Source organism: Microbacterium sp. 5K110, from assembly GCF_005774735.1.
GTDB lineage: Bacteria > Actinomycetota > Actinomycetes > Actinomycetales > Microbacteriaceae > Microbacterium.
Window position 1 is genome coordinate 1 of sequence record NZ_VBUM01000058.1, and the last position, 22,654, is coordinate 22,654.

General features: G+C 69.9%; 21 protein-coding genes. 10 read left to right on the top strand and 11 right to left on the bottom strand.

Annotated features, from left to right (window positions below):
* Positions 1-232: 232 nt before the first annotated feature.
* A complete protein-coding gene (locus tag FE256_RS12615; protein ID WP_138176154.1) occupies positions 233-859 on the bottom strand; it encodes a DUF1684 domain-containing protein in 627 nt (208 codons plus the stop codon).
* 173 nt (positions 860-1,032) lie between these two features.
* On the opposite strand from FE256_RS12615, the gene ligD reads away from it, so the two are divergent.
* On the top strand, positions 1,033-2,058 hold the full coding sequence (gene ligD / locus FE256_RS12620) for a non-homologous end-joining DNA ligase (RefSeq protein ID WP_138176156.1): 1,026 nt from the start codon (positions 1,033-1,035) through the stop codon (positions 2,056-2,058).
* 196 nt (positions 2,059-2,254) lie between these two features.
* Here the strand turns inward: ligD and FE256_RS12625 are convergent, their stop codons facing one another.
* The 3 genes from FE256_RS12625 to FE256_RS12635 form a co-directional block, all read right to left on the bottom strand.
* Complete coding sequence (locus FE256_RS12625; RefSeq protein ID WP_138176158.1) at positions 2,255-3,298, bottom strand: ATP-dependent DNA ligase; 1,044 nt, start codon at positions 3,296-3,298, stop codon at positions 2,255-2,257.
* Between the two features lie 4 nt (positions 3,299-3,302).
* Positions 3,303-4,481 carry an AI-2E family transporter gene (locus tag FE256_RS12630; protein WP_138176160.1) on the bottom strand — a complete coding sequence of 393 codons (1,179 nt, stop codon included), beginning with the start codon at positions 4,479-4,481 and terminating at the stop codon, positions 3,303-3,305.
* A gap of 93 nt (positions 4,482-4,574) precedes the next feature.
* Positions 4,575-5,816 (bottom strand): acyl-CoA dehydrogenase family protein, encoded by a 1,242-nt coding sequence (locus FE256_RS12635; protein ID WP_138176162.1) that lies wholly within the window; start codon positions 5,814-5,816, stop codon positions 4,575-4,577.
* Between the two features lie 195 nt (positions 5,817-6,011).
* On the opposite strand from FE256_RS12635, the gene FE256_RS12640 reads away from it, so the two are divergent.
* Positions 6,012-9,194, top strand: a complete 3,183-nt coding sequence (locus FE256_RS12640) for an Ig-like domain-containing protein (RefSeq protein ID WP_212743521.1) — start codon at positions 6,012-6,014, stop codon at positions 9,192-9,194.
* Positions 9,195-9,254: 60 nt separating this feature from the next.
* Here FE256_RS12640 and FE256_RS12645 read toward each other — a convergent pair whose 3' ends face one another.
* Genes FE256_RS12645 through FE256_RS12660 form a run of 4 tightly spaced genes read right to left on the bottom strand, consistent with a single transcriptional unit; the run spans position 9,255 to position 12,605 of the window.
* The gene (locus tag FE256_RS12645) at positions 9,255-10,205 is read right to left on the bottom strand and encodes a sugar kinase (RefSeq protein ID WP_252371009.1); all 951 of its coding nucleotides are present in this window, start codon (positions 10,203-10,205) and stop codon (positions 9,255-9,257) included.
* Complete coding sequence (locus FE256_RS12650) at positions 10,202-10,828, bottom strand: bifunctional 4-hydroxy-2-oxoglutarate aldolase/2-dehydro-3-deoxy-phosphogluconate aldolase (protein WP_138176164.1); 627 nt, start codon at positions 10,826-10,828, stop codon at positions 10,202-10,204. Before FE256_RS12650 ends, FE256_RS12645 begins: the two co-directional genes overlap by 4 nt.
* Positions 10,825-11,586, bottom strand: coding sequence for an SDR family oxidoreductase (locus FE256_RS12655; protein ID WP_212743522.1), 762 nt, complete (start codon positions 11,584-11,586; stop codon positions 10,825-10,827). Before FE256_RS12655 ends, FE256_RS12650 begins: the two co-directional genes overlap by 4 nt.
* Complete coding sequence (locus FE256_RS12660; protein ID WP_138176167.1) at positions 11,583-12,605, bottom strand: zinc-dependent alcohol dehydrogenase; 1,023 nt, start codon at positions 12,603-12,605, stop codon at positions 11,583-11,585. The genes FE256_RS12655 and FE256_RS12660 overlap by 4 nt, the downstream gene beginning before the upstream one ends.
* Positions 12,606-12,752: 147 nt before the next feature.
* Here FE256_RS12660 and FE256_RS12665 point away from each other — a divergent pair, with 147 nt between their 5' ends.
* From FE256_RS12665 to FE256_RS12680, 4 genes are all read left to right on the top strand, one after another.
* Entirely contained in the window at positions 12,753-14,120 is a 1,368-nt protein-coding gene (locus FE256_RS12665) for an ABC transporter substrate-binding protein (protein ID WP_138176169.1), read from the top strand.
* Positions 14,121-14,248: 128 nt separating this feature from the next.
* Positions 14,249-15,091, top strand: a complete 843-nt coding sequence (locus tag FE256_RS12670; RefSeq protein WP_252371010.1) for a carbohydrate ABC transporter permease — start codon at positions 14,249-14,251, stop codon at positions 15,089-15,091.
* Positions 15,078-16,022: a carbohydrate ABC transporter permease gene (locus tag FE256_RS12675; RefSeq protein ID WP_252371011.1), complete on the top strand. Its 945-nt coding sequence runs from the start codon at positions 15,078-15,080 to the stop codon at positions 16,020-16,022. The genes FE256_RS12670 and FE256_RS12675 overlap by 14 nt, the downstream gene beginning before the upstream one ends.
* Positions 16,023-16,024: 2 nt before the next feature.
* Complete coding sequence (locus tag FE256_RS12680; RefSeq protein ID WP_252371012.1) at positions 16,025-16,348, top strand: L-rhamnose mutarotase; 324 nt, start codon at positions 16,025-16,027, stop codon at positions 16,346-16,348.
* Positions 16,349-16,402: 54 nt separating this feature from the next.
* Here FE256_RS12680 and FE256_RS12685 read toward each other — a convergent pair whose 3' ends face one another.
* Positions 16,403-17,167, bottom strand: coding sequence for a FadR/GntR family transcriptional regulator (locus FE256_RS12685; RefSeq protein WP_138176173.1), 765 nt, complete (start codon positions 17,165-17,167; stop codon positions 16,403-16,405).
* Between the two features lie 9 nt (positions 17,168-17,176).
* On the bottom strand, positions 17,177-18,412 hold the full coding sequence (locus FE256_RS12690) for a mandelate racemase/muconate lactonizing enzyme family protein (RefSeq protein WP_252371013.1): 1,236 nt from the start codon (positions 18,410-18,412) through the stop codon (positions 17,177-17,179).
* A gap of 61 nt (positions 18,413-18,473) precedes the next feature.
* On the opposite strand from FE256_RS12690, the gene FE256_RS12695 reads away from it, so the two are divergent.
* Genes FE256_RS12695 through FE256_RS12710 form a run of 4 tightly spaced genes read left to right on the top strand, consistent with a single transcriptional unit; the run spans position 18,474 to position 21,949 of the window.
* Positions 18,474-19,442, top strand: coding sequence for an aldo/keto reductase (locus FE256_RS12695; protein ID WP_138176175.1), 969 nt, complete (start codon positions 18,474-18,476; stop codon positions 19,440-19,442).
* 49 nt (positions 19,443-19,491) lie between these two features.
* Entirely contained in the window at positions 19,492-20,340 is an 849-nt protein-coding gene (locus FE256_RS12700; RefSeq protein WP_138176176.1) for a fumarylacetoacetate hydrolase family protein, read from the top strand.
* Positions 20,337-21,095, top strand: a complete 759-nt coding sequence (locus tag FE256_RS12705; protein ID WP_138176178.1) for an SDR family NAD(P)-dependent oxidoreductase — start codon at positions 20,337-20,339, stop codon at positions 21,093-21,095. The genes FE256_RS12700 and FE256_RS12705 overlap by 4 nt, the downstream gene beginning before the upstream one ends.
* Positions 21,092-21,949: an amidohydrolase family protein gene (locus FE256_RS12710; protein WP_138176180.1), complete on the top strand. Its 858-nt coding sequence runs from the start codon at positions 21,092-21,094 to the stop codon at positions 21,947-21,949. Before FE256_RS12705 ends, FE256_RS12710 begins: the two co-directional genes overlap by 4 nt.
* Positions 21,950-21,988: 39 nt before the next feature.
* Here the strand turns inward: FE256_RS12710 and FE256_RS12715 are convergent.
* A partial coding sequence (locus tag FE256_RS12715) for a TetR/AcrR family transcriptional regulator (RefSeq protein WP_502704859.1) occupies positions 21,989-22,654 on the bottom strand: 666 nt, incomplete at its 5' end.

Below are 22,654 nucleotides of genomic sequence, written 5' to 3' on the forward strand. Positions count from 1 at the left end.
GTGCCGGGCGTCGCGGGGCGGGCCGAACTCCTGAGTTTTTGTCCTCGCGCCCCGTTCTTGCGCCGTGCAGGGGCCGGACCGGTGGGTTTCTCCGGAGTTCGGCACGTTCGACCGCCCGGTCGGCTCGCGCCGGGTGCAGTCCGGCCCGGAGCAGCACGAGCCCGCGGGGCGACGGGCCGGACGGGTCGGCAGACCCCGCCGGGAACCTCGTGCGCGCGCGGCGCCCCGGGGATCACACCCCGTAGAGCTCGCCGACCGGAACGGTGACGGGCAGCACGTTGCCGGCCGGAGCCAGCGGGCACGCCCACGCGGGGTCGTAGGCGCACGAGGGGTTGTACGCGAAGTTGAAGTCGAGCACGAGGGTGTCCGGCGCGGTACCGGTGCCGAGGTCGGCACCCTTGATCGTGTCGAGCAGGTAGCGGCCGCCTCCGTAGGTGCCGCCGGGGCGTCCGGCCGAGGCGTCGCGGACGGGCACGAAGAGGCCGCCTCCGTAGGAGGTCAGCCGCCACACGTCGAGGGATCCGGTGTCGGGTAGCTCGACGCGGCCGATGCGTTCGAAGCCGACGTCGCCGTCGGTGCCTGTCGTCGCGACGAAGGAGGCGTCGTCGGCGTCGAGCAGCGTGACCTCGAACCGCCACGCGGCGTCGTACGGCGCGAGCGGCAGTCCCGCGAACCCCTCGCGCTGCTCGGGCAGCAGGGGAGTGGCGGGGTGGTCGGCGAAGAGGGCGTCGCGCTCGATGCGCCACAGCTCGTGGGCCTCTTCCGGGTCGTCCAGCTCGCGGATGGCGGCGTAGAGCGCGAAGACGCGGCGTCGCCAGTCGGCGATGTCGAGGGCAGTGCGGGCGGCGCGGGAGGTCATGCATCGAGCGTAGGCGGGCCGACAAAGCCGTAGGGCGGGCTGGACACGGCCGTCCGCCGAGTGTGAGGCGCCAGAATCTGGCGCTTCGAGGCCGCGCGGGGCGACAGGTATTGGCACCTCATGCGCAGGGCAACGGGGCAGACACGGCGCGCGCCGACCGTTAGCGTCGGGGCATGGCATCCCCGCGCATCACGCTCACCGTGCCCGGCCCCGACGGCGATCGCGAGATCGGCGTGTCCAACCCCGACCGTGTGCTGTGGCCTGAGGTCGGGATCACCAAACGCGAACTCGCCGAGTACCTGATCGCGGTCGCGGAGCCGTTCCTCGCCGCGAACGGCAACCGGCCCGTGTCGCTCGAGCGGTTCCCCGACGGCGTCGGCGGGGAGAGCTTCTTCTCGAAGAACCCGCCGAAGGGGGCGCCGGCGTTCGTCGAGGCGGTCACCGTGACGTACAACAGCGGTCGGCGGCATCCGCAGCTCGTCCTCACCGAGATCGGGTCGGCGGTGTGGGCGGCGCAGATGAACACGATCGTGTTCCACCCGTGGGCCTCGCTCGCGAGCGACCCCGATCATCCCGTCGAGCTGCGCATCGACCTCGACCCGCAGCCGGGTACGGGCTTCGCCGAGGCCGTGACCGCCGCGCTCGCGCTGCGCGACGTGCTGCATGACGCGGGTCTGGAGCCCTGGATCAAGACGAGCGGCAACCGCGGGCTGCACGTGTTCTGCCCCATCGAGGCGGCGCATGAATTCCTCGATGTGCGCCACGCCGTCATCGCCGCGGCCCGGGAGCTGGAACGACGGATGCCGGATGCCGTGACGACCAACTGGTGGAAGGAAGAGCGCGGTCAGCGCATCTTCGTCGACTTCAACCAGGCCAACCGCGACCGCACCATGGCGGGGGCGTACTCGCCGCGGGCGCTTCCGACCGCGACCGTGTCGACCCCGGTCACGTGGGAGGAGCTGCACGACGTCGACCCGCTCGCGTTCACCGTTCGCAGCGTTCCGGAGCGTCTGGCATCCCTCGGCGACCCGTGGGCGGATTTCGCCGCCGCCCCCGGCCGCATCGACACGCTGCTGGAGTGGTGGCAGCGCGACCTCGAGGCCGGTCTCGGCGAGCTGCCGTTCCCGCCCGAGTTCCCCAAGATGCCGGGCGAGCCGCCGCGCGTGCAGCCGTCGCGGGCCAAGAACGCGGCGGAGTAGCGCTGCGCGGGGCTGTGGCGGCGGGGCTGGGCGCCGCGGCCCGGCGTGGGGCGGTGCGCTGAGAACAGGGGATGCCACTCGGCGCAGCGCCTGTTCTCGGCGCGGCGCGTGTTGTGGGAACCGCCGGGGCCGTGACGCGAACGGTGCGGGGGCCGTGGCGGGGCAGCGCCTGTTCTGGGAACCGCCGGCCCGGCGCTCAGTCCAGGACGTCGCCCAGGTCGTACGCGCCGACGGTCTCGAGTTGCTCGAAGGTGCACGAGGTCGCGTCGCGGTCGGGACGCCAGCGCTCGAACTGCACGGTGTGCCGGAAGCGCATGCCCTCGAGCTGGTCGTACCGCACCTCGAGCACGCGCTCGGGGCGCAGCCGGACGAACGACACGTCCTTGGATGCCGCGAATCTCGAGCGGTCGGTCTCGCCGACGACCGCTTCGCCCTCGGCATCCCGCTCGACGAGGGGCGCGAGTTCGTCGATGAGTTCCAGCCGACGCTTGTCGGTCCACGCGGACACCCCGCCGACGCCGTGCAGCCGACCGCCGTCGTCGTAGAGGCCGACGAGCAGTGAGCCCACGCCCTGCCCCGACTTGTGGATGCGGTAGCCGAGCGCCACCACGTCGGCGGTGCGGGCGTGCTTGATCTTGAACATCGTGCGCTTGCCCGGGGCGTAGGGCTGTGCGAGGGGTTTGGCGACGACGCCGTCCAGGCCCGCTCCCTCGAACTCGGCGAGCCACCGGCGGGCGAGGTCGGGGTCGTCGGTGGTGCGTGTGACGTGCACGGGGTGGGGGACCGCACCGAGTAGGTCGACGAGCTGCGCGCGACGCTCAGCGAAGGGCTCGCTCTGCAGGTCACGGTCGCCGCGCGCGAGCAGGTCGAACGCGATGAACATCGCCGGGGTCTCTTCGGACAGCAGCGCCACGCGCGAAGCTGCCGGGTGGATGCGTTGCGAGAGGGCCTCCCAGTCGAGGCGCTGCCGGCCCGGCTCGCCACGGGCCACGACCACCTCGCCGTCGAGGAGGCACGGCCCGGGCAGGAGCCGGGCGAACGCGTCGACCAGTTCGGGGAAGTACCGCGTCAACGGCTTTGCGCCGCGACTGCCGATCTCGACGTCGGTTCCGTCCCACGACACCAGCGCGCGGAAGCCGTCCCACTTCGGTTCGTACGACAGCCCGCCCGACACCTTGCCGGGCTCGGGGACCTCGGGCACGGCCTTCGCCAGCATCGGGGCGGGGATGTCGTACGGCATCGGCTCAGCCTTCGCTCTCGCTCCCGGCCAGCGGCACGGGGTTGCGGCGCTTCTTGCGGCGCGCCCACTCGGCGGGCTCGTCGGGACCGTTCCAGACGGTGACGATGCCCCACGCCACGGCGGTGAGGGGCACGGCCAGCAGCGTGCCCAGGATCCCGCCGATCGCGGTTCCGCCGGCGAGGACGATCAGGACGACGAACGAATGCAGCTTCATGGACCGGCCCATGAGCACCGGCTGGAGGAAGTTGCCCTCGAGCTGGTTCACCAGGACGACGATGCCGACCACGATGAGCGCGACGACCCAGCCGTTCGTGACGAGCGCGACCAGAGCGGCCAGGATGCCGGCGGTCACGGCGCCCACGATCGGGATGAATGCCAGTAGGAAGACGAGCACCGCGAGCGGCAGCGCGAGAGGGATCTGCAGGATCGCGAGACCGATGCCGATGCCGATCGCGTCGACGGCGGCGACGGATGCCGTGCCGCGGACGTAGGAGCCCAGCACCGTCACGGTCTTGTCGCCGATGCGGCGAGCCCGGTCGTAGTGGCTGCCCCGGAACGGGCGCAGGACGAACTCCCACATGCGCGGGCCGTCCTTGAGGAAGAAGAACAGGATCACGACCAGGAGCACGAAACCGGTGACGAACGACGCGACGGCGCTGACGCCGGCCAGTGCTCCGCTGCCGAACTGCGCGCTCGTCACGAAGTCGGTGATGGCCTTCACGGCCCCGTCGATCTGGTCGGGCGAGATCGCGAACGGAAGCGTGTGGTACCAGTCCTGTGCCTGCTGGAACCCCGACACGGCCTGCGTGCTCAGCTCGTCCCACTGGTCGATGACCGCGTTGACGACGAGCCAGCCGAGCGCCCCGAGCACGGCGACGACCGCGAGCAGGGTGAGAAGCGTCGCGAGTACCGCGGGTACGCCCTTACGGCGCATCCACATCGTCACCGGTCCGAAAGCGGAGGCGAAGATGAGCGCCAGGATCAGGGGGATGATGACGAGCGTCAGCTGCTGGATGCCCCAGATGAGGCCGGCGACCAGCAGCACAACGACGATGATCTGCACCGCGCGCACGGCGAGGCGCCCGAACCCGTCGGCCCACAGGCTGCGCGGAGGCGCCTCGACGGCGGCAGCGACGGTATTCGCGAGGTCGTGGGACGCGGGATGGCGAGAGAACAGGCCCATGTTCCGAAGGTAGCGGGCGCCACCGACATGGCCCGTGCGGCTTGCGCGGTTCCCCGGTGCGCATTAGGTGCCCCGGGGAACCGGCATCCGGGATCAGACGAAGGCGCTCATGCCGGTGATGTCGCGGCCCAGGAGGAGTGCCTGCACGCTCTCGGTGCCCTCGTACGTGTGGATCGCCTCGATGTCGGCCATGTGCTGCATGACACCGTTCTCGAGCAGGATGCCGTTGCCCCCGAGCAGGTCGCGGGCGATCGCCGCGACGCGGCGCGCGGCGCGGGTGTTGTGGTACTTCGCCAGCGACGCCTGCGTGGGGCGCAGGCCGCCCGAGGTCTCGAGGTCGGCGAGACGTCGGCAGTACAGCTGCATCGCGGTGAGCTCGTCGAGCATCTGGGCGAGGCGTTCCTGCACCATCTGGAACTTCGCGAGCGGCTTTCCGAACTGTATGCGCTCGGTGGCATATGTCCGCGCCGCCTCGTAGCAGGCGGTCGCGTGCCCGAGCGCCGACCACGCGACGCCCGACCGCGTGGCGAACAGCACGGCCGACGCGTCCTTGAAGGTGTGAGTCCCCGGGAGCACGGCATCCGGGGCAAGACGCACCCCGTCGAGGGCGATGTGAGCCTGATGGATGCCGCGGAGCGACACCTTGCCCGTGATCACGGTGCCCGTGTACCCCGGGGTGTCCTGCTCGACGAGGAAGCAACGCACCTTGTCGTGGTCGTCGTCGCCCTCGGCATCCACGCGTGCCCAGACGAACGTGATGCCACCGGAGGCGCCGTTGCCGATCCACTTCTTGGTTCCCGAGAGCGTCCAGCCCTCGGCCGTGCGGGTGGCGGTGGTCTCGAGCGAGACGGAGTCGGAGCCGTGGTCGGGTTCCGTCAGGGCGAAAGCGCCGAGCACCGTGCCGTCGGCGAGGGGCTTGAGCCAGCGCGCCTGCTGTTCGGGGGATCCGAACATCGCAAGGGTGCGCAGGGCGAGTCCACCCTGGACGGCGAGGGCGGTGGCGAGCGAGCCGTCTCCGCGCGAGACCTCCATATTGACCAGGCCGGCCGCCAGCGGCGAGGACGCCGGGAGGTCGGGGTGCTCGATGCCGTCGGTGAACAGCTCGAGCTCGCCCATGCGCCGCAGCAGCTCGACGGGGTACGTCGCGGCATCCCACTCGGCCTGCATGCGGGTGCCGACCTCGTCGACGAAGAGCTTCGCGTTGTCCCACGCGACGCGGTCGGCGTCGGGGATGTCGGCGAAGACGGCGTAGTAGTCGGTGTCGCGGCGACCGAGCAGGTCGTACGAGGCGATGCGCTCGCCGGGGAGCGTGCGGGGCTGGGCGTCGGTGCTCATGTACTCAGTATCGCTCATGTTGGTACTGGGTGTCATGCGGTCATGGAGTGCTGATTCGCCTTCATTCGGCAGAACCCTTGCATTCTCAGACATCATTCATATGATGTTTAACGTGCAGCCGCACACCCCGTTCACAAGGCCGTGATCGAACCGCGTGTCGCGCGTCCGGGAAATCCCCCCTCGACAGGACCCCCCGTGAAGACAAGCCCCCTCCGTGGTGGCGCACTGGCGGTGATCGGAGCCCTCGCGGCCTCCCTCGCCCTGGCCAGTCCCGCCGCTGCCGCACAACCTCAGTCCCTCCATGTCTCGCCGGACGGTTCCGGCTCGGTCTGCTCTCCCGGCACACCCTGTGACTTTCTGACGGCCAAGGACCGTGTCCGCGATCTCGTCGCCGACGGACACGCCGACGTGGTCGTCGAGCTCGCCGACGGCGAGTACCGGGTCGGCGAGCCGTTGCAGTTCCGTCCCGAAGACGCCGGCGGTGACGGCGGGTCCGTGCGCTGGACCGCCGCCGCCGGTGCCCACCCCGTGATCTCGGGCGCCGATCGGGTGTCGGGATGGCGCGTGCACGACGCGGATGCCGGCATCTGGGTAGCCGACACCCCGCAGGGCGTCGACACCCGCCAGCTCTACGTCAACGGCGTCTACGCGCAACGCGCGCAGCGTCAGGTCGCCGGCGCGGATCTCGCGCTCGACGAGTCCGGGATCACGCTGAAGAACCCCGACCTCGCGTTCCTCAACGACGTCCCCCAGCCCGACCGCATCGAGTTCGAGGCGAAGGGCGACTTCACCTACCGATACTCGCCCGTGGCGAGTATCGCGGACTCGAAGCTGACGATGGTTCAGCCGGCGTGGGAGAACAACACCTGGGGATGGGACACCCCGCAGTTCGCCCTCCTGGGCGGCTCCACCTACTGGCTGTCGAACTCGCTCGCGTTCATCGACCAGATGAACGAGTGGTACATCGATCCCGACGGCGGAAAGCTCTACTACAAGCCGGGCGCAGGGGTGGACCCCAACAGCCTCGACATCGAACTCCCGCGGGTCGAGGTACTGCTGAGCATCGGCGGCACGTACGACCAACCGCTGAAGAACCTGGCGTTCGAGGGCATCACGTTCACGGGCACCTCGTGGCTCGGACCGACCACCGACGGGTACGCGACGCAGCAGAACGGCTCCTATATCAAGGGTCACTACGACTACCGACCCGACGACGCCTTCACCAGCTGCTCGCGCGGGTGCGAACAGTTCGAACGCGCGCGGACCGGCTGGTACCAGCAACCGGCCGCGGTGCAGGTGTCGGCGGCATCCGGTGTCCGCTTGGAGAACAATCTGTTCGTCGGGCTCGGGTCATCGGCACTGGGCATCGGCAACGACACCAACGCTGCACTCAGTGGCGTCGGCCTCGGTGCGCAGGACATCGATGTCATCGGCAACCGCTTCACCGAGGTCGGCGGGCATGGCGTGTTCGTGGGCGGTAACCGTCCCGAGGCCCACCACCCCGACGACGAGCGGATGATCAACCGCGACATCACGGTCGAACAGAACACCGTGACGCGCGCCGCCGTGGAGTACAAGGACAACTCCGGCATCCTGAGCACGTACGTGACCAACGCGCGCATCCAGAACAACGAGGTCGCCAACGTCGCCTACGACGGCATCGACACCGGCTACGGCTGGGGCATGAACGACGCCGGCGGATCGGGGGAGTACACCAACCGCGGGTACTACAACTGGAACACCCGCTACGAGACCCCCACGACGCTGAAGGACAACCTCGTCGCCGGCAACCTCGTGCACAACACCAAGTCGCAGTTCGCCGACGGCGGCTCGATCTACAACCTGTCGGCCAGCCCCGGGTCGGTGACCGAGCGGAACTACCTCTACAACGTCTCGGGTGTGGGGCTGTACCTCGACGAGGGCACGCGCTCGACGATCTACCGGCAGAACGTGCTGCAGGGCACGAGCCCGTGGGTGTTCACCAACGCGTACAACGCCACGAACACGAGCGACAACCTGATCACGCAGAACTGGTACAACTCCGGCGGCACTCAGACGCCGAACCTCGAAGCGAACCGCAACCGGCTCGTCGACAACGTGCAGGTGTCGGGACTGAACTGGCCGGATGCCGCGCGCCAGGTCATCTGCGAGGCCGGGGTCGCCCCCGAGCGGCGCACCGCGCTCAACGCCACCCTCTTCACCGAGGACGCCGCGTGCGGTGACACGGGCGAGCAAGTGGGTGCGCCGTTCACGACCACGGCGGCCTCGGCGCTCGACTCCTTCTTCGCCCAGTCGGACGGGCACTTCGCCATCCGTGCGCAGGGCGCGGACGTCTGGGGCGGCGGCGGGCAGCGTGACGACGCGTACGGCTCCATCTTCCAGAAGGACGCCGTGAACGCGGTGTCCAGCGTCTCCGCGCGCGTCGACACCGTCGGCGACGCGAACGCGTGGGCGAAGTCTGGCGTCATGATCCGCAACGACATCGATCAGCCGGGAGCGTCCGCCGGGTACGCGCTCGTGGCCGTCACCCCGCGCAACGGCGTCGTCTTCCACTGGGATGCCGACGGTGACGGGTACGTCGAGAGCTCGGCCGCGGCGAACGTCAACACGTTCCGCCCGGTGTGGGTGAAGCTCGACCGCAGCGGGGATCAGGTCAGCGCCTGGTACTCGTTCGACGGGACTAACTACGCGCAGATCGGCTCCGCGGTCACGCTCAGGGCAGCAGCGGCGGTGCAGGATGCCGGGATCTTCTCGTCGTCGCACGATGCCGGCCGCTCGGCTCTCAACGTGTTCAGCGACCTGCGGATCGACCGCGACGACGTGAAGCCGACCGCGACGCTCGTCGCTCCGACTGCGGCGGGTCCGTCGCGCACGCTCGACCTCCGGGTCGACGCGACCGATGACCGCGGTCTGTCGCAGATCGTGGCCAACGTCTACCGGGACGGCACACTCGTGCGCAGCACGCAGACGGCGGTCGCGGACGGGGCGCGCGAGGCGACTCACACGGCCTCGGTCGAGTTGCCCGACGGTCAGTACCAACTGAAGTACAACGCGCACGATCGCGCGGGAAACGTCTCGGCGACCGGGACGTTCGCGTTCACGATCGACGCGACCGCACCGACGGTGACGGTGAAGGACGGGCAGAACTTCACCGTCGCCACCGGAGACTCGTACGACCGGGTGAGCTTCAAGCTCTATGACGCCGGTCGGATCGACCGGGTCGAGCTCAACGGCGTCGTGAAGGACCTTTCGGACAACACCTGGTCCGATGTGAACTTCGTCGCTCCCGGCGTCTTCGGCGCGGTCCGCGGAGAGAACACGCTCGTCGTGTTCGATGTCGCGGGTAACACGCACACCACGGTGTTCACGCTGAACTGACGAACGACCGTGCCCCCTCGTTCCGCAGAGCGAGGGGGCACGGTCGTGTCCGGCACAGGTTCACCGCACGACGGGGTCGCCCTCTGCCGCCGCAAGGAGCTCCAGCTGGCGGCGGTGCGGCAGGCTCTCCCAGTCGCCGCGGCCGAGACAGGCGAAGGCGCCCGCCGCCACCGCCGTGTCGATGCGGTTCTCGAGCGAGGCGCCGCCCAGGTGCTCCGCGAGATAGCCGGCCACGAACGCATCGCCCGCGCCGACCGTGTCGACGGGGCGGATCGGCCAGGCGGGTCGTCGGAGCAGCCGCCCCTCGGCGTGAACTGTGGCCCCCTCGGCCCCGCGCTTGAGCGCCACGGTCGACGGGCCCAGAGCTGCGATGGCGTCGACCAGCTCGTCGTCGGGCATCTCACCGACGATGAGCGCCGCCTCCTCGCGACCGGCGAACACCATGTCGGACTGCGTCGCGAGCCGCCGGTAGACCGCGGACGCATCTCGTCCGCGCCAGAGCGAAGGCCGATGGTTGACGTCGAACGACACCGTCGCGCCGGCCGAGCGTGCGGCTGACATCGCCGCGTCGACGGCGGCGGACGCGGATGCCGACAGCGCGGGGGTGATCCCGGTCACGTGCAGGACCGACGCGGGCGTGAGCACCGCGAGGTCGAGGTCGTCGGGGTGCAGTCGGCTACCGGCACTGCCCGCACGCCAGTACTGCACGCCGACCCGCCCCGGGGCGATCTCGGTCTTCATCATCGAGCCGGTGGATGCCTCGGCATCGACGGTGACGCGGAGCTCGACGCCCTCGGCGCGCAGTTCCCTGCGGATCCGCCGCCCCGCGACGTCGTCACCCACGCGTCCCATCCACACCGCACGGCCGCCGAGGCGTGCGATGCCGACGGCCACGTTGCTCTCGGCGCCGCCGAAGGACAGGCGATAGTCGGTGGCGTTCTCGCCCTCGGTCGGGTCGGCCGGGCGGAACAGCGCCATGGTCTCGCCGAACGTGACGACCGCGGCGGTCACGTCGCCGCCCGCAGCTGCATCGCCGCCCGGGCGCGCTCGGCGACGCGCGACAGGTCTCCCGCCTCGATCTCGGCGCGCGGGGCGAGCCAACTCCCGCTCACCGACGGCACCGCGGGGTGCGCGAGGTAGTCGGCCGCGTTGTGCGGACCGACGCCGCCGCTCGGCACGAAGCCCGTGTCGGCGAAGACCGCCGAAAGGGCGTCGATGGCGGCCCGACCCCCGAGAAGGTCGGCGGGGAAGAGCTTCACCGCTCGAACTCCCTCGCGCCGGGCACGCTGCACCTCCGTGGCCGAGGCCACGCCGGGCAGCACATCAAGACCACGCGTGCGCGCACGGTCCACGACATCGGGGTCGAACCCGGGGCTGACGATGAACGCCGCGCCCGCATCGGCGACGCGGCCCACCTGCGCGACCTCGAGGACCGTGCCGGCCCCTACGACGAATCCCGGCGGCGCGTTCGCGATCATCGCGGCGAGCACTTCCAGGGCGCGCGGTGTGCGCAGCGTGATCTCGGCGCAGTCGACACCCCCGTCGTGGAGGGCGTGCGCGAGGTCGGCCGCGATGTCGGGGCGGTCGCACACGATCACCGGAACGATCGGGAACGGGCGCAGCCACTCGCTCATCGGCCGAGCCAGCCGCCGTCGACGGGCAGCACGATGCCGTTCACGTAGTCCGATGCCGCAGATGCCAGGAACACTGTCGCACCGGCGAGATCCGAGCCCTCCCCCCAGCGTCCCGCGGGGATGCGCTCGAGGATGCTGCGCGATCGATCGGGGTCGCCGCGCAGAGGCGCGGTGTTGTCGGTGGCGATGTACCCGGGGGCGATCGCGTTGACGTTGACGCCCCTGGCGGCCCATTCGTTCGACAGAGCTTTAGTCAGCCCCGCGATGCCCGACTTCGCTGCGGCGTATCCGGGCACGTTGATCCCGCCCTGGAAGCTCAGCAGTGAAGCGGTGAAGACGACCTTCCCCGAGCCGCGCTCCAGCATGCCGGCCGCGACGGCCTGCGTCAGCAGGAACGGACTGGTGAGGTCGACCTCGAGGACGCGGTCCCATAGGGCGGTCGGGTGCTCGACCGCGGGGGCGCGCTCGATGGTGCCGGCGTTGTTGACGAGGATGTCGACCCGATGGTCGCGCAGGTCGTCGATGAGCGCCAGCACGGCGGTTCGGTCAGAGAAGTCGCACGCGAACGACGTGAACCCCCGCCCATGGTCGCGCACGGCGATCGCAATGGTGCTGTCGGGCTCGGCATCCCTGGTGCTGACCGCGACGATGTCGGCGCCTGCTTCTGCCAGGGCGGATGCCATGGCCAGGCCGATCCCGCGGTTCGCCCCTGTGACGAGGGCGGTGCGACCGGTGAGGTCGAACAGACCGGCGCTCACTGCTCGCCCCCGACCGCGACGAGCAGCTTCAGGGCCTGACCCGCCTCGAGCGCGGCGAACGCGTCACCGGTCTTCTCCAGGGGAACCACGTCGGTGATCAGGGTGTCCGTCGGGATCGCGCCGCCCGCGAGCAATTCGACGGCGGTCTCGAAGTCGCGGCGCTGGTAGACGCGCGCACCGAGGAATCGCAGCTCGCGCCAGAAGACGCGCTGCAGGTCGATCTCGCGAGGCTGCGGGTGGATGGCGACCACGACGATCGTGCCGCGGACCTTCGCCAACGCGGTCATCCCGCGGACAGCTGCGGCGGCACCCGAGACCTCGAACACGACGTCGGCGCCAGCACCGCCCGTCCATTCCTCCACCCAGGCCGCCTGATCGGTCGCGAGAGGGTCGAGCGTGCGGAAGCCGAGGTTCTCGATCGTGCCTCGGCGCCCGGCATCCGGCTCGATGACGACGACATCCGCCCCCGTGTGCCGGGCGACGCTCGCGATGAGGACGCCGATGGGGCCGCCCCCGATGACGACCGCGGTGTCTCCGGCGGACAGCTCCGAGCGGCGCACGTCGTGGACGGCGACGGCGACCGGCTCCACGAGAGCTCCCTCGCGCAGGTCGAGGTCCTCGGGCAGACGAACCACGGTGGATGCCGGGACGTTCCACAGCTCCTGCAACGCGCCGGGGGAGTCGATGCCGATGAAGTCGAGGTTCTGGCAGATGTGCTCGTTGCCCGCGAGGCACGCGGGGCACGTACCGTCCCAGTCCAGCGGCATCACGGTGACGCGGTCTCCCGGCATCCATTCGTCCACCTCGTCGCCGACGGCGGTGATGACTCCGCTCATCTCGTGGCCGAAGACGAGGGGTCGCTGGACGCGGGCATCCATGTCACCGTGGAAGACGTGCAGGTCGGTGCCGCAGAGGCCGGCGTACGCCACGCGGATCTGCACCTGCCCCGCGGTAGGAGCCTCCGGCGGGATGTCCACAGGGTCGACGGTTCGAGCCGAGATGTAGTGAAGTGCGCGCACGACGGGTCCTCTCCGGTGAGAGCGGATGAGGTCGACATCCGCCCCTTCACCATACGGGGTTTTCCTCATAGGTAACATGTATGATCTAATGAAAGCGCGCCGCATCGCGGTGAGTCGTCAACGACGTCGACCATGTGAGGACTGGAAATGGCAACACAGCACCGTCGCTTCATCCGTTTCGCCCGATTCGGGGCCTTGGCCCTGGCGGGGGTGACCGCTGTCGCTCTGAGCGCCTGCAGCCCCGGCTCCGGTAGCGGAGACACTTCGCTGGGCTTCCCGCAGGCCGAGCAGGAGGCCGGCAGCCCGATCACGGTGTGGGTGGATGCCACCCGCGAACCGATCATCGACGCCTTCAAGAAGGCGCACCCCGACATCCAGATCAACGCCGAGACCTACGACGGCAACGCCAGCGGTTCGGCGAGCCTCCAGACACGCATCGCGCTGTTCGACCAGGCCGGTGAGGGCTGGCCCGACGTGGTGTTCTCGACGCAGAACAACGACGCGTCCTGGGCTTCGAAGGAATCCAACGGCCAGCAGGCGTTCGCCGCCCCCGTCAACAAGGGCTGGTTCGACGACGACTTCCTCGCCGGGTTCACCCCCGGATCGCTCGATCCCCTGACGATCGACGGAACCACCTACGGGCTGCGCAACGACCTCGCGCAGGTCGTGTTCTGGTACGACCAGGCCCTCTTCGACCAGTTCGGCTACGAAGTGCCCACCACCTGGGAAGAGTATGAGCAGCTGAGCGACCGTGTGGCCCTGGAGCACCCCGGCTACCTCCTCGGCTCGGTCGGAGACGGCTTCCTCGGGTCGTACGTCTACTACTGGGGTGCGCAGGCGCCGATCTTCCAGCTCGACGGCAACGACTTCACGTCCGACTTCGGTGCCGAGAACTCGAAGAAGATGACCGACCTGCTCGACCACATGGTGGCGAACAAGACGCTGTCGACGGCTTCGGTGTTCGGCTCGGACTTCATCCAGCAGGCGCAGGGCAAGGTTCTCGGCATGCCGGGGCCCGTGTGGTTCACGGGTGCGCTGTTCCAGAACCCGGACAGCCTCAACGTCCCCGCCGGTCAGCTCGGCGCCGGCACCCCGCTGCACTGGGAGGGTGAGGACGTCGGCACCGGCAACGTCGGCGGTGGAACGTGGCTCGCATCGAGCCACTCGAAGAACCTGGATGCCGTCAAGACCTTCCTGGAGTTCGCCGCCAGCTCCGACGAGTACCAGGTCGACCTCGCGCCCGGATACCCGGCGTACGCCGAGGCCGGCGAGAAGTGGATCGCCAAGCAGGCCGCGGACGGCTACTTCGTCGGCGACTTCGAGAAGAATGTGATCGACGCCGGTGGTCAGGTGTGGAGCGGATGGGGCTTCCCGAGCTTCAGCGCCGAGACCGCGTACAGCAAGGTTGTTCTGCCGGCACTCGCCGCGGGCAAGTCCATCGGTGACGTCACCGGTGACTGGCAGGCCGAGATCCTGAACGAAGCCCAGGTGCAGGGCTACACCGTCACTCGCTGACCCCGCTCGATCCCACGAAAGGCCAGGCCATCGTCACTTCCACGATGACGCCCCTCTCCGCCGGCGCCGAAACGCGCCGGCGGGGAGGCGAGCAACGGCGTCGAAACCCGAACCGTTCCCAGTCGGCGATGGCCTATGCCTTCAGCTCGGGGTACGGCATCCTGTTGCTGTTGTTCGGCCTCGGCCCGGCCCTGTACGCGGTGTATCTCGCGTTCACCAAGGCGGGGAGCTTCGCGGGCGTAGACAACTTCGTCCGCGTCTTCGGCGACTACCGCTTCTGGCCCGCGGTCCAGCACGTCTCGGCGTACCTGGTGATCTGGCTGATTTTCCAGATCGTGTTCGTCGTGCTGCTTGCGCTGATCGTGCACAACTTCGCGTCGCGGTGGCTCTCCACGTCAGTGCGGTTCGTCTACTACATCCCGGGAGCGCTCGCGGGCGCGTCCAGCGTTCTGCTGTGGCTGTTCCTGCTCGATCCCAGCGTGAGCCCGGTGTCCGGCATCCTGCGGGGTCTCGGCTTCGACTCCTTCGTGGCCACCGTCTCGCTGGACAACCTGCCCGTCATCTTCACGATCGTCTCGTTCTGGACGGGCGCGGGGCAGTGGATCGTCATCATGTACGGCGCGCTGAACAACATCAGCCCCGAGATCATGGAGGCGTCGCGGATCGACGGCGCCGGCCCGGTGCAGACCGCGTGGTACATCCAGCTGCCCCTGCTGCGGAAGTGGATCTCGTACATGGTCGTCATGTCGATCGCCGCGGGTAGTCAGCTCTTCGTCGAGCCTCGCGTGCTCTCCCAGGCGAGCAAGGGCGTCGTCCCGCAGGACTACTCGCTCAACCAGCTCGCCTACCTCTACGCCTTCCGGCAGAACGACTTCAACGGTTCCGCCGCGATCTCCCTCATCCTTCTGGCCGTCGCCCTGATCCTGGCTGCCTTCTTCGTCTTCCGAGGAGGACTCTTTGAGCGCGACTGAAACCGCGACCCTGCTGCGCGCCGACGAGCGGGCCCGCGCCGCCCGCGCGCGTCGCCGGCGGATGACGCCCGGCGAGTGGCTCGGCCGAGCCCTCGTCGTCGTGATCGCCCTGTTCTTCGTCGTGTTCTTCCTGCTGCCCCTGGTGTGGCTGCTGCTGGCCCCGACGAAGACCCCGCGCGAGCTGCTGCTGAACGGCCCGTTCGACTTCGGGGCGTTCTCGACGCTGGCCGACAACTGGAACGCCCTCATGGCCTTCCAGAACGGAATCGTCTGGACGTGGCTCGGCAACGCCGCGCTCTACACCGGCGGCGCGCTCATCCTGACGTTGCTCGTGACCATCCCTGCCGGGTATGCCCTCGCGATGATCGACTTCCGGCTGCGTCGCACGCTGCTGGCGGTGACCCTCGTGGTGATGCTCATCCCGAGCACCGCCCTCGTGCTGCCGACCTTCCTCGAGCTGAGCGCCGTGCGGCTCATCGGCAATCCGCTCGCCGTGATCCTGCCCTTCTCGTTCTTCCCCTTCGGCGTGTACCTGACGTACATCTACTTCTCGACGAGCATTTCGAAGGACCTCCTGGATGCCGCTCGCATCGACGGCGCGGGGGAGTGGCGGGTCTTCTGGCGCGTCGCCATGCCGTTGGCGACCCCGGTCATCGCGCTCGTCGGCTTCTTCAACGTCGTGGGCAACTGGAACAACTACTTCCTGCCGTTCGTCATGGTGCCGGGCCGCCGCGCCCCGATCCAGGTCGGCCTGGCCGAACTGCTCTCGAACGTGCCGCTGTTCAACCCGACGTCGGCGGGATCGGTGACCATCGAGCTTCCTGTGCTCGCGCTGGCGACCCTGGTCTCGGTCCTCCCCGTGCTGCTGATCTTCCTGTTCTCGCAGAGGTTCCTCGTCACCGGCATGACCGCCGGCGGGACGAAGGAGTGAGCGTGCTCCGCGTGGGCATGGTGTGCCGCATGGTGCCCGAGAAGCGCGAGGAGTATCTCGCGCTTCACCGCGCCGTGTGGCCGGGCGTAGAGCAGACGCTGCGCGAGGGGAACATCCGCAACTTCACGATCTTCGTCCGCGGCGACGTGCTGTTCGGCTACTACGAATACGTGGGCGAGGACCTCGCCGCCGATGACGCCAAGATGGCGGCCGACCCCATGACGCAGGAGTGGTGGGCCCGCACCGGGCCGTGCCAGGTGCCGTTCGACGACGACGGGTCGGAGCCGAACTGGCAGATCATGACCGAGGCCTGGCACCTGGACTGACCGGGATGCCGACCCCGGCCGGTGTCCCCGCATGCCGCACGTACGCGGTCGACCTCAGCGTTCGCGCGCGGTGGGGAAGCGGCGGCGCTGCCAGGCGTCGAGGATGTGCGCCCGCATCGCCGCCTCGGCCGCGGCGGGATCGCCCGCCGCGATCGCGTCGTGCACGCGCCGGTGCTCCTCGAGCGTGATGTGGAACGCGTCGGTGGACTGGTTGCCGACGAAGCGCGCGGATTGGCGCGCGCGCGAGAACAGGATCTTCGTGATGCTGCTGGCCAGCTCGTTGCCGGACAGCGTCATGACGAGGAAGTGGAAGTCGAGGTCGGCGTCCGGGAAGACCTCTGGGTCTTCGACCGATTCCTCCATACGCGCCAGGGATGCCGTGATCTGGGCGATCTGCTCGGGCGTGCCGTGCTGGGCTGTCGCCGCCGACATGGATCCTTCGAGCGCGGCGCGGATCACCGAGATCTCGTCGAGCACGCCGAGCGACGAGTCGTTCTCGAGCAGGACGGCGAGCACCACCGGATCGAGGACGTTCCACGAGGTCTTCGGCTGCACGGTCGTGCCGCGGCCGGGGGCGACGCTGATGAGCCCCTTCTCCTCGACCCGCTTGACGGATTCGCGGATGACCGTCCGGCTGACGGCGAAGTGCTGGGCCAGCTTCTCTTCGGGTGGCAGCGTGTCGCCCGGGGGCACGTCGCCCTTGACGATGGCCTCCACCAGGTCGTGCACCACGGCGACCCCGAGCCGGGCGGTCGGCGTGCGCGGCGTCGAGCTGCGCAGGGCCGACCCGATGCCGGTGGGCACGGTCTCCTCGCTCATGCGGCCAGCCTAGTCGCGCGTCATCTCGGCGTCGGGCCGTTCGTGCCGATCGGCTTCGGGCACCAGTCGGAGCCCCGCGCGGTCGGGGCGCACGTGCGGGCCCGCGCCCACGAGCCAGCTCGCGCCCCGGTCGCCGCCGTCGGCGATGAGCGCTTCGTCGACGCTTACGCCGTGCCCGGGAGTGTCGCCGAGGACGATCCCGCCGTCGGCGAAGTGCTGGTCGATGTGCAGGCCGAACGGCGCCCCGAGGTCCTGCACCTCGGCGCTGAGGTGGTTCGGTACGGCGATGGCGGCGTGGGCGACGGCCTGGTTGGCGGTCACGCCGACGGGGCTGATCGGAAGGTCGCGGCCGTGGGCGAGGATGGCGACGCGAAGGAAATGCGTCACGCCCCAGGTGCACCCCACCTGCACGACGTCGACGCCCCCGGCATCCATGATCGGACGGAACTGCTCGAGGCCCGTCAGGTTCTCGCCCGTGGCGACGGCGGCGCGGATGCTCCGGGAAAGGCGCGCGTGCCCCTCGGCGTCCCACCGTCGCAGGGGCTCCTCGACCCAGGTCAGGTCGATGTCGCGCTCGAGTTCGCTGACGTAGCGGACCGCCTGCTTGAGGTTCCACGACTCGTTGGCGTCGAACATCACGGCCGGTCGCCGGGAGTTGCGGCCCATGGCATCGCGCACGATGTGCAGGCGGCGACGGTCGGCGTCGAGGTCGCGTCCACCCTTGAGCTTGCCGCTGCTGAAGCCGAGGTCGGCCATCTGGGCGTAGAACGCGGCGAGTTCCTCGTCGGACAGGGCGATGTCGAGGCCCGAGGCGTACCCGGTGACGAAGCGGTCGCGGGCGCCGAGCAGTCGCCAGAGGGGCTCGCCGGCGGCCTTGGCCTTGATGTCCCACAGCGCCATGTCGAACGCCCCGATGCTGCCGAAGGTCGCGCCGGCGTGACCGGCCTTGAAGACGCGGGCGAGCATGCGGTCGTAGAGGGCGGTGACCGCGCGAGGGTCCTGGCCTTCGATGGCGGGGAAGAGGCGCGCGAGGTCGGCGACGTGTCCCGTGCCGACACCGGTGATGCCCGCGTCGGTGTCGACGAGGACCACGGCTTCTTCGGTGATGCCCGACGCGATGTGTCCGTTCACGTCGCCGATGGGGCGTCCCCATTCGCGGAACGTGCGGAGCACGCGGTAACCGGTGACCTTCATATCGCCCTTGACTTCCTGCTGGGGGACTCGGAGCGAGCCCACAAAGAACATACATCATATGTTACTGTTCGATCGGAGCGACCGACAGGCCGGGCTCCGCACGGAGGCGAAGATGCAGACGCGATCAACGGCGAGGACGCCGGCCCTGACCGAAATCGGCTTCGGCGGGGCGCAGATCGGGAATCTCTCGCGCGAGGTCGACGACGCCACGGCGCGCGGTGCCGTCGATGCGGCGTGGGATGCCGGCATCCGGTACTTCGACACGGCGCCGCACTACGGACTCGGGCTGTCGGAGCGTCGTCTCGGGGTGGCGCTGCGCGACCGTCCTCGTGACGAGTATGTGCTGTCGACGAAGGTCGGCCGCCTGCTCATCGACTCACCCGACACCGCCGACCGTCAGGATGACGACGGGTTCGCCGTCCCGGCCACGGTCGTCCGGCGATGGGACTTCTCGCGCGACGGCATCCTGCGCTCGGTCGAGGAAAGTCTGACGCGCCTCGGGCTGGACCGCATCGACATCGCGTACCTGCACGATCCCGACGAGCACTGGGATGCCGCCTCGACCACCGGTGTCGGCGCGCTCATCGAGCTGCGCGACCAGGGCGTCGTGTCGGCCATCGGCGCGGGCATGAACCAGGCGGCGATGCTCGCCGACTTCGTCGAGCGGTGTGATGTCGACATCGTGATGGTGGCCGGCCGGTACACGCTGCTCGACGACGCGGCGGCGGATCGGCTGCTGCCCCTCGCGGCCGAACGCGGCGTCGGCGTGGTGGCGGCGGCCGTGTACAACTCGGGGCTGCTCAGCGTTCCCCGCCCCGCGCCCGGCGCGAGCTACGACTACACGAGCGCCCCCGACGAGCTGATCGAGCGTGCACACCGGATCGCCGACATCTGCGAGCGCTACGGCGTGGATCTGCCGTCCGCCGCGCTGGGATACCCCCTGCGTCGCCCGGAAGTGGTCTCGGTCGTCGTGGGCGTGCGGTCTCAGGCGCAGGCCGAGTCGACGCTGCAGCGCTACCTCGGCACGGCGCCCGAGGATATGTGGCGAGAGCTTTCCGCGGCGGGACTCGTCGCGGCATGACGCGTGCGCGGCGGGCGCACGCGACGACCCGACGGAAGGACGCTGACGCATGAGATTCGCGCGACGAGGAGTCGACGGCTCCGAACGGCTGATCGTCGAGTTCGACGGCGAGGGGTACATCGTCCCCGCCGAGCTCGGTGACCTGAACGGCCGGTTCCTCGAGGACGGCGGGCTCGAACGCCTGGCGGGGATGGATGCCTCGACCTTCACCCCGTACGACCTCACCGGCGACGAGCGGTGGGCGGCGCCGATCGCGACGCCCGGCAAGGTGGTGTGCGTGGGGCTGAACTACCGAGACCATGCGGCCGAGACCGGCGCCGCCATCCCGGCGGAACCGGTGGTGTTCATGAAGGATCCCGCGACCGTCGTGGGGCCGTTCGACGACGTCCTCATCCCGCGCGCCTCGGTGAAGACCGACTGGGAGGTCGAGCTCGGCGTGGTCATCGGCCGCACCGCTCGCTACCTCGACTCGGTCGAGAGCGCCGCCGATTGCATCGCCGGGTACGTCCTGTCGCACGACGTGAGCGAGCGCGAGTTCCAGCTCGAGCGCGGCGGCCAGTGGGACAAGGGCAAGAGCTGCGAGACGTTCAACCCGTGCGGACCCTGGTTCGTGCCGGCATCCGGGATCGGGGATCCGCAGGCGCTGCGGCTCTGGGCGAGCGTCAACGGCGAGATGCGCCAGGAGGGCACGACCGCCGACATGGTCTTCTCGGTCCACGAGATCGTGCGGTACCTGTCGCAGTTCATGGTTCTGCGGCCGGGTGACCTGATCAACACCGGAACCCCGGCCGGGGTCGCGCTCGGGATGCCGACTCCCGAATATCTCCGCGAGGGCGACGTCGTGGAGCTCGGGATCGACGGCCTCGGCACCGCCCGTCAGCGGATGGTGCAGGCGTGACCTCGCCGTTCGCGGGACTGGTCGCCGTCGTCACGGGCGGGGGCTCGGGTATCGGTCTGGCGACGGCGCTTCTGCTGCGGGATCGGGGTGTCTCCGTGTGGTGTCTCGACGCGGCCAAGGGTGAGACCGCCGAGGGCACCCGCCGCCTGACGTGCGATGTGCGCGACGGGGCATCGGTGGCCGCGGCGCTCGCCGAGGTCGGCGCGGCGGAGGGTCGCATCGACGTCCTCGTCAACAACGCCGGGATCAGCGCCGTCGGCACCGTCGAGGCGTTCGATGAAGACGAGTGGGCGCGCGTGCTCGACGTCAACGTGGTGGGGATGGCGCGCGTGACCGCGGCGTCTCTGCCGTGGCTGCGGCGGTCGGATCACGCGGCGATCGTCAACGTGTGCTCGATCGCGGCGCTCAACGGCCTACCCGATCGCGCGCTCTATTCGGCATCCAAGGGTGCCGTCTACGCGCTCACCCTCGCGATGGCCACCGATCACGTGGGCGAGGGCATCCGCGTCAACGCGGTCAGCCCCGGCACCGTCGAGACGCCCTTCGTCACGCGGATGCTGGAGGGTTTCGCCGACCCGGTCGCGGAGCGGCGCGCCCTCGAGGCTCGCCAGGCCACTCGGCGGTTGGTGCAGCCCGAGGAGGTCGCCCGCGCGATCGCCTACCTCTGCGACCCGGATGCCACGTCGACGACCGGCACCATACTCGACGTGGACGGCGGCGTGACCCGCCTCCGCGTGAGGGCAGGGACCGCATGATCGACGCGCACGTGCACCTGTGGGACCCTTCGGTGCTGACGTACGAGTGGCTCGAGGGTTCGGAGCTGCGGCGCCCGATGCTGCCCGCGGAGTACGACCGCGGGGGAGTGTGGGTCGACGGCGCGGTGTTCGTGCAGGCCGCCGACGGGCCGTCCGATCCCGTGGCCGAAGCGCGGTGGGTCGATGGGCTCGACTGGCCCGAGCTGGTGGCGATCGTCGCGGATGCCGACCTTGGCGCTTCGACCGGCGCCGTGTACCACCACCTGGCCGCGCTCGCCGCGATCCCGCGCGTGACCGGTGTGCGGCATCTGCTCCAGGACCGGGCGGTCGACGCCTTCCCCGCGCTCGCGCCCGGGCTCGCGGCGCTCGCCGCCCGCGGTGGCACGTTTGACGCGTGCATCCGTCACGCGCAGCTGCCCGCGCTGATCGAGCTGCTGCGCGGAGTGCCCGAGCTGACGGTCGTCGTCGACCACGTCGCCAAGCCACCCATGGGCGAGGGCATCGACAGTGCGGCGGGGGCGGCATGGGCTCGATCTCTTGCCGCCCTGGCCGAGCGGCCGCGGACGTTCGTGAAGCTTTCCGGACTGACGGGCGAAGCACAGGACACCGCCGAGGTCGAGCGCCACGCGCCCGCCTTCCTTACGCACGCCGTCGACGTCTTCGGCCCGGAGCGGTCGATGATCGCGAGCGACTGGCCCGTGAGTTCGCACTTCGGCGCGGGGGGTTCGTTTGCGGACTGGGTGGACCTCGTCCGTGCGGCCGTCCCGGCCGAGGGGTGGGACGAGGTCGCCGAGGGCGCGGCGCGGCGGGCGTATCTTCCAGGCGGGGCTCCGGCCCTCGCGCGCGACGCGTAGGTCGCCGCCGATGCCGGGTGGCGTGTCAGCGCTCTCCTCCTACTGCGGCAGGTTCGCCCGCAGGCGCCGCGTGATCTCGGCCGCCGGCATCCGGCGGGGGAACGCCGCGACGATGAGGTCGTCGCCCGCGGCGTCGTCACCGTCGGGGTGCACGCCGTACCGGCGCAGCACGTCGTCGAGTGCACGACGCAGAGTGGATGCCGGCACCCGCGCGCCCCGCATGAGGCGGCGCAGCACGTGGTTGTGCACGGCGGTGACGAGGGCGGCGAAGCCGACGGCATCCAGGGGGTCGAGGCCGGGGAGCGTCTCGCGGAGGTACTCGTCGAAGAGGCGTTCGTAGCGGAACACCGTGACGATCTCGCGATCGCGCAGCACGGGCACCTCGCGCACGATCGCGTAGCGGCGACGCGCGAGTTCGGGGTCGGCGGCGAAGTGGCGGAACACCCGCATCGACGCGTCGCACACCGCGGCCCAGGGGTCGTCGTGCTGCTGAGCCAGAAAGGCGCGCGTCTCGTCGATGAGCACCTCGTGGTCGGCGAAGACGACGTCTTCTTTCCCCCCGAACTGGCGGAAGAACGTCGACCGCGACACTCCCGCAGCCTGGGCGATCTGCTCGACCGACGTCTGGTCGTAGCCGCGCTCGGCGAAGAGCGCGATCGCGGCGGCCACGACCGCGGTGCGGCCGGGAGGGGCGGGGGCGTCGGT

What these genes read in the sequence shown, in the direction of transcription:
- FE256_RS12615 (WP_138176154.1), bottom strand. Translation starts at nt 859, where the DNA reads ATGACCTCCCGCGCCGCCCGCACTGCCCTCGACATCGCCGACTGGCGA.
- ligD (WP_138176156.1), top strand. Translation starts at nt 1,033, where the DNA reads ATGGCATCCCCGCGCATCACGCTCACCGTGCCCGGCCCCGACGGCGAT.
- FE256_RS12625 (WP_138176158.1), bottom strand. Translation starts at nt 3,298, where the DNA reads ATGCCGTACGACATCCCCGCCCCGATGCTGGCGAAGGCCGTGCCCGAG.
- FE256_RS12630 (WP_138176160.1), bottom strand. Translation starts at nt 4,481, where the DNA reads ATGGGCCTGTTCTCTCGCCATCCCGCGTCCCACGACCTCGCGAATACC.
- FE256_RS12635 (WP_138176162.1), bottom strand. Translation starts at nt 5,816, where the DNA reads ATGAGCACCGACGCCCAGCCCCGCACGCTCCCCGGCGAGCGCATCGCC.
- FE256_RS12650 (WP_138176164.1), bottom strand. Translation starts at nt 10,828, where the DNA reads ATGAGCGAGTGGCTGCGCCCGTTCCCGATCGTTCCGGTGATCGTGTGC.
- FE256_RS12665 (WP_138176169.1), top strand. Translation starts at nt 12,753, where the DNA reads ATGGCAACACAGCACCGTCGCTTCATCCGTTTCGCCCGATTCGGGGCC.
- FE256_RS12670 (WP_252371010.1), top strand. Translation starts at nt 14,249, where the DNA reads ATGGCCTATGCCTTCAGCTCGGGGTACGGCATCCTGTTGCTGTTGTTC.
- FE256_RS12685 (WP_138176173.1), bottom strand. Translation starts at nt 17,167, where the DNA reads ATGAGCGAGGAGACCGTGCCCACCGGCATCGGGTCGGCCCTGCGCAGC.
- FE256_RS12690 (WP_252371013.1), bottom strand. Translation starts at nt 18,412, where the DNA reads ATGTTCTTTGTGGGCTCGCTCCGAGTCCCCCAGCAGGAAGTCAAGGGC.
- FE256_RS12695 (WP_138176175.1), top strand. Translation starts at nt 18,474, where the DNA reads ATGCAGACGCGATCAACGGCGAGGACGCCGGCCCTGACCGAAATCGGC.
- FE256_RS12700 (WP_138176176.1), top strand. Translation starts at nt 19,492, where the DNA reads ATGAGATTCGCGCGACGAGGAGTCGACGGCTCCGAACGGCTGATCGTC.
- FE256_RS12710 (WP_138176180.1), top strand. Translation starts at nt 21,092, where the DNA reads ATGATCGACGCGCACGTGCACCTGTGGGACCCTTCGGTGCTGACGTAC.